Genomic DNA, 1,710 nt, shown 5'->3' with positions numbered 1-1,710 from the left:
AGAAGGCGACCGGTTTCGAAGTAGAGAAAGAAAGAGCCTGCGGGAAAAGGCGACATTGCCGTTGGGCAACAACCACAACCGACAGCTGTCGTCGAACGCTCATGAAGGGCCGAACGACGCCGGCCCGGTATGACTTAGCGCTGCAAGGCTGCCGCATTTTCGAAGAGCAGACTCGATGAAGCGCTTTTCCGCCCTTGAGAAACAGAGTAGGCACCCGTGAGCGATGAGCAAAGAACTATTGCTCGCGTATCAAGGCCATCAGAACCGGTCGATGCAGATTTGCCCGCCTCGCTCGTTCACTCAAATTGCGGCGGGCCGTACCTCGTTCGGCGTGAGGACGCGACCGACCGGCTGATCGTCATTCAATCGCGATCGGTCTTGCCGATCTGGTGCCGCGCTCGCGGGTTAGCGTCGAAGCGGGGAAGGGTAAGGTCGCGATTTCTCATTGGGATGTCCACGCTCAATAAGGACAGTTATGCGAAAAGGCATGTCGCGGAGTATCTCGGGCCGCGGAGCGTGGTGGAGCGAAGCTTACCTCGGTCTTATGCGACCGTGAAGCTCTACACCACCGGCACGTCCTGCGAATAACGCTGGGTCGGCGTTCGATCAGGTGTATCGATGGTTAGAAAGCCGCTCGCCGCGCGCGACACGCAGGTGCAGATTTTGCTGTTCATCGCTCGCTCTTCACTGCTGAAAAACACGTCGCGATGATCGACCTCAGCCGACGCCTCCAGGATCGGCAGTACGCAAAGGCCGCATTCTCCCCGCCGGCAACCAAAGATCATGTCGACGCCGGCATCTTCAAGCGCCTCTAGCATGGAGCGGTTGGCAGGCACATCAATCTCCAGACCCAATCGGGGAATCCTGATCCTGAACGGCGCGTCTGCGAACCTGCCGGCATTGCCAAACGTCTCGTAGCGGAGCTGTGCCGCAGGCCTGCCCGCTTCGCGCCACAGGCGCTTGGCCGCCTCCAACATGCCGAATGGCCCACACACATAGAGCTCGCCGCGCGGATCGAGCCGGGCGATCTCGCCGGCGATATCGATGCGCTGTCCCTCTTCATTGACGAAGAGCTGAAGTCGTTCGCCGATATAGCGGGCAAGCTCGTCCGCGAGTGCCAGATCGCTGCGGCTACGCGCAGCATAGAGCAGGCGAAAATTCGCGTCCGTTTGCTTCAGTGCCAGCGCCATCGTGTAGATCGGCGTGATGCCGATCCCGCCGGCCAGCAGCAGGTAGTCCGGCCGATCGTAGCTCAATTCGAAGCTATTTTTTGGTTCTAAAATCGTGAGCGGTTCACCCGCCTTGAGGCGCCACATGCCGATAGACCCGCCCCGGCTCGACGCGAGCCGCTTGACGGCGATGCGATAGAGTCCGTCCGCACAGGGTCCTACCAACGAATAGCTACGAAGCTGGGGCCGCCCGTCGATCGGCACGAGAACGTCGATGTGACTGCCGGGCGTTACCTTAGCTGACGGGTAGTCCGGCTCGATCTCGAAGAGACGGACGTCAGGAGTAAGATCGCGCGTGGCGCGAAGACGTGCACCAATCGGTTCCATCGGCTGGGCCATGACTTTTCGCTCACTCGGCCGCAAGGTTTGCGACCACGCGGTCCTGCTCGTCGGCCACCATCTGCTCGATCAGCCGCCGTGCCCAGAGTGCGCCCGCATCGATGTTGAGATCGTAGAAGGGCGAACGCGGGTTCTTGTCGAT

1 protein-coding gene and 1 pseudogene are annotated in these 1,710 nt (G+C 60.5%); both read right to left on the bottom strand.

Annotated elements, in window-relative coordinates:
- Nucleotides 1–560: 560 nt before the first annotated feature.
- The gene (locus tag SO180_RS42325) at nucleotides 561–1,568 is read right to left on the bottom strand and encodes a PDR/VanB family oxidoreductase (protein WP_449384697.1); all 1,008 of its coding nucleotides are present in this window, start codon (nucleotides 1,566–1,568) and stop codon (nucleotides 561–563) included.
- Nucleotides 1,569–1,578: 10 nt separating this feature from the next.
- Nucleotides 1,579–1,710, bottom strand: a pseudogene (locus SO180_RS42320) (aromatic ring-hydroxylating dioxygenase subunit alpha); the annotation flags it as partial.

The sequence above is a fragment of the Bradyrhizobium sp. UFLA05-112 genome, assembly GCF_053572325.1.
The sequence above is the reverse complement of the archived record's forward strand: the minus strand, read 5'-3'. Positions and strand labels throughout refer to the sequence as shown.